The sequence below is a fragment of the Verrucomicrobiota bacterium genome (genome assembly GCA_016871535.1).
Classification (GTDB): domain Bacteria; phylum Verrucomicrobiota; class Verrucomicrobiia; order Limisphaerales; family SIBE01; genus VHCZ01.
In genome coordinates this window covers 1-7,739 of record VHCZ01000284.1, presented here as the reverse complement: position 1 = coordinate 7,739, position 7,739 = coordinate 1, and the positions used below count along the sequence as shown (strand labels likewise).

At 59.6% G+C, this 7,739-nt stretch carries 7 protein-coding genes; 5 read left to right on the top strand and 2 right to left on the bottom strand.

Going from position 1 to position 7,739, the window contains the following annotated elements; translation table 11 throughout:
* Positions 1 to 217: 217 nt before the first annotated feature.
* The 4 genes from FJ398_23905 to FJ398_23890 all read left to right on the top strand — a co-directional run bounded on the left by FJ398_23905 (position 218) and on the right by FJ398_23890 (position 4,505).
* A complete protein-coding gene (locus FJ398_23905; protein ID MBM3840942.1) occupies positions 218 to 1,279 on the top strand; it encodes a cobalamin-independent methionine synthase II family protein in 1,062 nt (353 codons plus the stop codon).
* A gap of 132 nt (positions 1,280 to 1,411) precedes the next feature.
* Positions 1,412 to 2,269 carry an MBL fold metallo-hydrolase gene (locus FJ398_23900; protein ID MBM3840941.1) on the top strand — a complete coding sequence of 286 codons (858 nt, stop codon included), beginning with the start codon at positions 1,412 to 1,414 and terminating at the stop codon, positions 2,267 to 2,269.
* A 90-nt stretch (positions 2,270 to 2,359) separates the two neighbouring features.
* Complete coding sequence (locus FJ398_23895) at positions 2,360 to 3,202, top strand: DUF1559 domain-containing protein (protein ID MBM3840940.1); 843 nt, start codon at positions 2,360 to 2,362, stop codon at positions 3,200 to 3,202.
* 388 nt (positions 3,203 to 3,590) lie between these two features.
* Positions 3,591 to 4,505, top strand: coding sequence for a prepilin-type N-terminal cleavage/methylation domain-containing protein (locus FJ398_23890; GenBank protein MBM3840939.1), 915 nt, complete (start codon positions 3,591 to 3,593; stop codon positions 4,503 to 4,505).
* 112 nt (positions 4,506 to 4,617) lie between these two features.
* On the opposite strand, the gene FJ398_23885 is transcribed toward FJ398_23890, so the two are convergent.
* Positions 4,618 to 5,760 (bottom strand): dienelactone hydrolase, encoded by a 1,143-nt coding sequence (locus FJ398_23885; protein MBM3840938.1) that lies wholly within the window; start codon positions 5,758 to 5,760, stop codon positions 4,618 to 4,620.
* A 119-nt stretch (positions 5,761 to 5,879) separates the two neighbouring features.
* Entirely contained in the window at positions 5,880 to 6,254 is a 375-nt protein-coding gene (locus tag FJ398_23880) for a hypothetical protein (protein ID MBM3840937.1), read from the bottom strand.
* A gap of 424 nt (positions 6,255 to 6,678) precedes the next feature.
* Between FJ398_23880 and FJ398_23875 the strand changes: the two genes are divergently transcribed.
* Positions 6,679 to 7,458 (top strand): aldolase, encoded by a 780-nt coding sequence (locus FJ398_23875; protein ID MBM3840936.1) that lies wholly within the window; start codon positions 6,679 to 6,681, stop codon positions 7,456 to 7,458.
* The last annotated feature ends 281 nt before the right edge of the window (positions 7,459 to 7,739 follow it).

Below are 7,739 nucleotides of genomic sequence, written 5' to 3'. Positions count from 1 at the left end.
GGGGCGATTTCGCTTTCTGGCTTCGTTTCTCCTCAGTCGCAGAGCCCTGGCTATGCTCCTTCGTCGTGCCTCGCCAGAAAGCGAAATCGCCTCCAGCAAAACCGGAATTTATTTTTGCACAGACCCTTAAGGGATAATGTCCTGAACTTCTGCGCTGGCCGCGCCTTCCGCGTTACGGCTTGCCGCAGGCATTCGATTCGCGTAAGTCATCCCCGCGATGAAGGAACTTCCCTTGCGCACGACCGTGATCGGCAGTTATCCGTTCCCCGGCTGGCTCGAATTCGCGTGCCAGAATCTCGACAAATTCGGCGACACGGACCGTGAGGAGATCATCGAGGACGCCGTCATTGCGGCGGTGCATGACCAACTGGAGGCCGGGCTGGATGTGATCACGGACGGCGAGCAAACGCGCCTGGATTTCAATCTTTCCTTCTACGGTTTTCTCGAAGGCATTGCGTTGGAAACCGCTTCTCCGCGGCGCTTCGGGCCGCCGGCGCACGATCAGCGCGGAAAACACCACGTGATTGGCAAGCCGGACGCACGGCATGGGCTTGGGACGGTCAGGGACTTTCAGCGGCTTCAGCGGCTCGCCCAATTGCCAACGGCCAATCGCCAACCGCCCGTTACGTTGAAAGCCAGCGTGCCTGGTCCTTACACGCTGAGTGGACGGCTCATCCCCAACTCTCGTTATCCGGATCGCTACGCTTTGACCGAGGCGTTATTGTTAGTTGTGCGCAACGAACTCGAAGCTCTGATCGAAGCGGGTTGTCGGGAAATCACCGTCGATGAGCCGTCGATGAGCTGCTACGCTTACCGCGAAGATCCGAAACGGTTCGTCGATATCTTCAACCGAACGGTCGAGCCGGTGGTCGGGAAGTGCCGGCTGTCCACGCATCTTTGCTTCGGCAACTACAAAGGGCGCGCCGTCGGGCCGCGCCGTTACGCTCCCATGTTTCCCGCTTTTCTGGATCTTCATGTGGACGAAATTCACCTGGAGATGGCGAGCCGGGAATTTGCTGAACTGGAACTCATCGGCCAAATTGCCCAACGCATGGACGCGGCGGTTGGAATTATCGACGTGAAAAGTTACTACGTGGAGACGGCGGAAGACGTCGCTTCCCGCGTGCGAGCTTGCCTCCAGCACGCGCCGGCAGAACGGCTCTCGTTTGCGCCCGATTGCGGCCTCAGCCAAACGGCACGCTGGGCGGCGAAACAGAAACTGAAAAATCTGGTGGCGGGCGTGCAGCGAGTTAGACGCGACTTGGGAATGCGGCCGTAGAAATACAGACGCTGCCGCCTGAACCTCATAACCGCGGCGCGGCACAGCCTGGCACAGCCGCAGCCGAATCGTTACCGCGTTGCAGCGTTACAAAGTTAAATCGTCAAATCGTCAAATCGGTTAAACGGGTGGATGAACAGGATCAAGCCTTTGCTCCAGGACGACGCCTTCCTTGCCGACGTTCAGCGTGGGCGTTCCGATTTCGAGCATTTCCACCTCTGGTGGATCGGGCAAAGCGGCTTTCTCGTGCAATGGCAAGGCAGCCACTTGTTGCTGGATCCGTACCTCTCTGATTCGCTCACCAGAAAATACGCCGGCACCGACAAACCGCACATCCGGATGACCGAGCGAGTCGTCGCGCCGGAACGGCTCGACTTCATTGTCGTCGTCACCTCGAGCCACAATCACACCGACCACCTGGATGCGGAGACGTTGCAGCCGCTGCTGCAGGTGAATCCGGAGCTGGAACTCGTGATTCCGGAAGCGAACCGCGAATTTGTCACCGACCGACTCAATATCGTGACGGACATTCCGATCGGACTGGATGCAGGCCAGTCGGCGCGGGTCGGCCATTTCAAATTCACCGGCCTTCCCGCCGCCCACGAGACGATTGAAAATGATTCTGCAGGGCGGTGTCGCTTTCTGGGCTATGTGATTGAATTCGGCCCCTGGACTCTTTACCACAGCGGCGACACGGTGCTTTACGACGGACAGATCGACTGGCTGCGGCAATGGCGCATCGATGTGGCGCTCCTGCCCATCAACGGACGCGCTCCCGAACGACGCGTGGCCGGGAATCTGGATGGGCGCGAAGCGGCCACGTTGGCCAAAGAAGCCGGCGCGCGCCTGGTTATCCCCTGCCATTACGAGATGTTCGAGTTCAACACGGCCAGTCCGGATGAGTTTACTGAAACTGCGAAGCGTCTAAGTCAACCGCACCAGGTTCTCCGAGCGGGCGAGCAGTTCAGCAGCAGGGAATTCCGTGAGTAAACCGCGCGCCTTCGCTGCAAACTGTCCGTTGCAATACCGCCCGAAATATGGCACATATCCTGCAAGCATTCGGGTGGGTTGAAAGATACTATGAAGACCACTGTGGCTGGCGGCGCCGGGACGAAATACCAAAGAGTTCCCCGGAGTGCGTTCACCTTGATCGAACTCCTGGTCGTGATCGCCATCATCGGAATTCTCGCGGCCTTGCTGTTGCCGGCGTTGCACCAGGCCAAGGAACAGGCCAAAGCCACCAAATGCCGGAGCAACCTTCGCCAGTTCGGTTTCGCCTTCCACCTCTACGTGTCCGACTACGAATACTATCCGCTGCTCGCGACGTCTATGGGGGCGAACAACCCGGCCGGTTTGAAGTGGTACGACGGGCTGCAACCGTATCTGCAACAGCGCTGGACGAATGATCTCTTCGCCTGCCCAAGCTACAAAGGATTCGTGGCGGACGGGCGCCAGCTCGACGACAGCGTGTTCGCCCTGTCCGTCGGCAGCTACGGCTACAACATCGGCAGTTCGGACAACAATGGGTCGCCGAAGTTTGGTCTGGCTGGAAAGTTCGACTACAAAGGGTCTTTGACGCAATTCGCTATCTCGGAAAAGGAAGTCAAAGTGCCGGGTGATTTGATCATGGCCGGTGACGCTTTTTCGACGTTGTCCCAGCGCCGCCGCGTTATCCTGGTCGGCCTGGAAACGCTCTCCCGCAAGCTGCCGCCCGCCTGGGATTCGGGCGGCGGTGGAGAAGGCGACGAAGGAGAGGGCGGCGGTGGCAAGAGCAGTGACCGCCACATTGGCCGGCTGAATGTCGTTTTCGGCGACGCCCATGTTGAGTTTGCCAATCATAAGGAGCTTCTGCTGGATCTCCGGCCCCAATTCCTCAAACGCTGGCACATCGACAACGAAGCCCACACGGAATTGTTCCCTTAGGGTCTGTGCAAAAATAAATTCCGGTTTTGCTGGAGGCGATTTCGCTTTCTGGCGAGGCACGACGAAGGAGCATAGCCAGGGCTCTGCGACTGAGGAGAAACGAAGCCAGAAAGCGAAATCGCCCCAGCCCTCCGGGGCGGGGCGGCACCTGGCCGGCTGCGGCGTTGCTCGTCGGTCACAGCCCCAAAACGGGGATGCTCCCTCCTCGCGCCTTGCATCCGGCCAGGCGGCGCTCCCGCCAAAACCGGAAGTTATTTCTGCACAGACCCTAAGTGGTCCGGAACCAACCCACCCCTTCCACTCCCAGGAGGGGATCTCCATGCGGCGTCACAGAGCCCAGTTCTGCTTCTGGGAAGTTCCCTTGGTCTCGGAACCATGCACTCGGCCCATGAACCCGGTAGGGCGAGTCCGTCCCGGCGAGCTGCTCGACGTGCGTGGAACACGTCCGACTCGGCTCGCTGGGGACAGGCTCGCCCTACCGTCTGGTTCATGGGAAGAGCGATTGAGCTCGCGGGGCGCAAGCAGATCCAATTCGGATGGCTTCACTCTGATTGAGCTTCTCGTCGTCATCGCGGTGATCGCAGTTCTGGCGGCGTTGCTTTTGCCCAGTTTGCTCAGCGCCAAGGCCGCTGGACAATCCGCTCGTTGCCGGGGGAATCTGCGCCAGGTCGGGTTGGCGCTGCAGATGTACGTCCACGAAAACACGCATTACCCGTTGCTCGCGACCCGCCAGAATCCTGCGCTGCCCGAAGGCGCAAAATGGTACGACGACCTCAAGCCTTATCTGGTCCACAAATGGACGAACGATCTGTTCCTCTGTCCGAGCTTCAAATTGGAGACGTTTGATGGTCGCGATGAGGGCGATTATTTCTACCTCTCGATTGGGAGCTATGGCTACAACGTGGGCAGCGCCGGCCAGGACGATGCTTACCAATTCGGCCTGGCGGGCAAGTTCGCCTCGCAGGCCCGGATGACCGCGACCGCCACGCGCGAAACGGAGGTCAAGGTTCCGGCGGACATGATCGCCAGCGCCGATGCTTATTCGACCTGGTCACGCCCGGAGGATCAGCTCGTGCTTGGATTGGAAATCCTGTCCCGCAAACTGCACAACCAACTCGACTTCACTCCGCTCGTCCGCGAACTCAAAGCGGTCAACCAGCGGCACAATGGCAAACTGAACGTTGGGTTTTGCGACGGCCATGCGGAGTCGATCAAGACCCGCGAACTGCTCCTCGATCCTAATCCGAGATTCCTCAAACGCTGGCACACGGACAACGAGCCGCACTCGGAATTGTTCCGCTGAGAGGATGGAGGATGGAAGGATGGAGGATGGCGGTGGATTTGTTCTGTCCCACTCATTTAACCGATTTAACGATTTGACGTTGTAACGTTTTAGCCGCTTCGCCGCGCTGCGGTTAAGGTGTTGAACAGAGATATCGATCAAACCACTCCAGCATCCTGCGCCACATGTCCGGCAGATAAACATGGCCAACGTCTGGATAGATTCTGCTCTCGAACGCGCTGCCCTTGCCGTAAAGGCGATACACCGGCCGAACTTTGTCCTCAATCGCGCGAATCCCCGATACAGGCGCGCCTTGGTCCTGGTCTCCGGTCAAAAAGAGAACAGGCCGAGGCGCGATCAAGGAAACCACGGCTTCGGTGTCGAAGTGTTTCAGCATGCCGGGGACAAAATAATAAATCCCATGGTATTTCAGCCCTTCGCTCCGGATGAGATCCTGGTAGCGCGTGAAGCAGGCCACGGCGACGCCCGCCTTGAGCCGTTCGTCCAACGCCATCAACCACCAGGTCCGCGTCGCGCCCATGCTAATCCCGGTCACGCCCACGCGTTCGGGGTCCACTTCGGGCCGGGACACCAGATAATCGAGCGCCATCAGGTCGTCGCGAAGAATCATCCCCCAGAGGGTGCGTCCGGCCCAGAGATTGAACTTGCTCGCGGTCATTTCGCCCGCGCCGCCCTTTTCGCTGGGGCCGCCCGGGCCTTGCCCGTTCCGTTCGCCGAAGCAATAAGCGTCAATGGCCAGCACCGCGAACCCTCGCTTCACCAGCGTTGGCCCGGGCGGCTCTGGCGTGTGTTCGGCACGAAAGATTTCCTCCTTGCCGTTGTCATACTGGCCGCCGTGCCAGTGGCAATACAGGATCGCAGGTGAACGGCCGGACGTTTTCTTGGGGAGCAAAAGGGAGCCCGGAACCGTGGCGCCCGCGCCGTTGTCGAATTGGAATTTCTCCAGCCAATAATCGCCGCGATCTTCCCGAAGCGATGTTTGCACGAACGGCTTCTGGGGACGGGCGGGCAAGTCGCCAAGAAGTTTCCAAAGCTGAGCGCGAACTTCCTTGCGTTGCTTGATCCATCCACGGCGAGTCGGAGACGGTCGAAAATCCGGGGCGACCTCGGCGGCCTCCAGCCAGCGAGATGCAATGCTCTGGTTTGTTTGCGGCATGCCTGTGACCGTGGAGACGCCGTAGAAAAGCGCGAGCACAAATCCGCTTCGGCACGCCTCACGGCTGCGTTCTTTCATGATGACGTTTAGCGGTATCATGGACTTGGTGAATCGCCCTCACCCTAACCCTCTCCCCCAGGAGAGGGAACAGCCATTTCCCGCGCTGAAAAATGTCCCTGATCAGTGATCGAACTCGAGGTCCAGAAAACCTCTCGCTCTCAGCGCGCACGCTCGACTTCATCAAGCTCTTTGGCGCTGAGTTGCATGAGCACTTCACCGTTCTTGACGAGAACGCCGAGGCGTCGTTCCGGACTCGATTGATCCTTGGCCTTTAGCCACGCCTCGACGAAGTAGCCGGCCTCCAGAACTTTGCCGCCCATGAGCGGACCGGCTTTGACGTACCCGGCGAACGGTTTGCCCAATCGGCATTCGGCGGCGCCGAAGTGGCTCCGGACGATCTGCTCGTAGTTGTCCGGATACGCGCCGTAATCGACTTTCGTGGCCGCGTTGCCCCCGCCTGCGGAGGGTGCGGTCTCGCATCCAAACGCACCCGACAAAAACACCGCGGCCAGGAGTGGAAGGAGATTTTTCATGCCCGACAATTTGGTTTCGGGGCGACCATTTGACAACGAAAAAGCCGCTCAGCGTGGACCTTCTTTCCATGAAACCAAACGGTAGGGCGAGCCTGTCCCCAGCGAGCCGAGTCGGACGTGTTCCACGCACGTCGAGCGGCTCGCCGGGGACGGACTCGCCCTACCTGGTTCATGGTCCATGTGCATGGCGCCGAAGCCATGAACCTGGTAAGGACGGATTCCACTCCGTCCCTGACCTTGTCAGCGATCGAAAGAGCCAATCCCGGGACGCGGTGGAACGCGTCCTTACCCGTTCTTACCCGTTCTTACCCGTTCAAGGAACCAACTTTGAACTTGAAACCTTGAACTTTGAACTCGCGTTGCGCCGCGCCCGAATTTTCTCGCGCGGAAACGGAATGGGCTTACTTTGAGCGACTGCAATTCTATGATCACCTCCATCAAACACCGGCTGGCTCAAGGGGAAATCGTCCGCGTGCTCGCGTTCGCTTCGCTCGCGAGTCCTAAACTCGTCGAAATCGCTGGATTGTCCGGAGGATTTCAAGGCATCTGGATCGACCAGGAACATTCCGCCATCCCGCACCGGGAACTCGAGCTTTTGCTCATCGCTTGCCGCGCGGCGGGGCTCGACGCCTTCGTGCGCGTGGCGCCGACGGATTACGCCACAGTCATGCGGCCGATGGAGACCGGCGCGAGTGGCCTCATGGTTGCGCAGATTCGGTCGGTCGATCAAGTGCGGCAGATCGTGCAGTGGGCGAAGTATCCTCCCATGGGCGTGCGCGGGTTGTTTCTTGCGAACTATGAAGCCGGCTACGGCACAGCGATCCCTGCCGAACATCTTCCGCGAGCCAACCGCGACCGTTGGCTCTGCGTCCAAATCGAAACCGCCGAAGCCGTCGAGTGCGCCCACGAAATCGCAGCGGTGGACGGCGTGGACAGCTTGTTCATCGGACCGAGCGATTTGTCATGCACGCTGGGCGTTCCGGGGCAAGCCATGCATCCGAAGTGCATTGCGGCGATGGAACGTGTTTCGGCGGCGGTGAAGAAGACCGGAAAAACCTGGGGCGTCCTCGCGCGCAGTCCGGAGCACGCGGCCAAGTGCCGCGAGCTCGGCTGCCTGCTCTTCAGTCTGGCTGGCGACGTCGATTTGATTCACCGCGGCTTCCAGGCCACGAAGAAGCTGTATCCGGAGTTTTTTGCGCCATGAGAGAATCAAACCGCGCTCACTCCTCAGTTACTGCTTGGTCCGCGGGATGGACGACAAAGCTCGTAGCGCAGAGTGGCACTCTGCCGTGTCGCAGAATTGTATTCTGCGGGGCGTCTCCCAGTCCGAGCCCGCTGGGACTTGCCGGCGCCCTGCCGATTGGAAATCGGCGATACAGCACATTGAAAATCTGCGCTACGGTTCTCCGGTCGATCTGTCGTCAATCCCACGGTCTGCACAGTCAACGACGGTGGGGCGACGCTCCTGCGGAGCCTTTCTTCGAT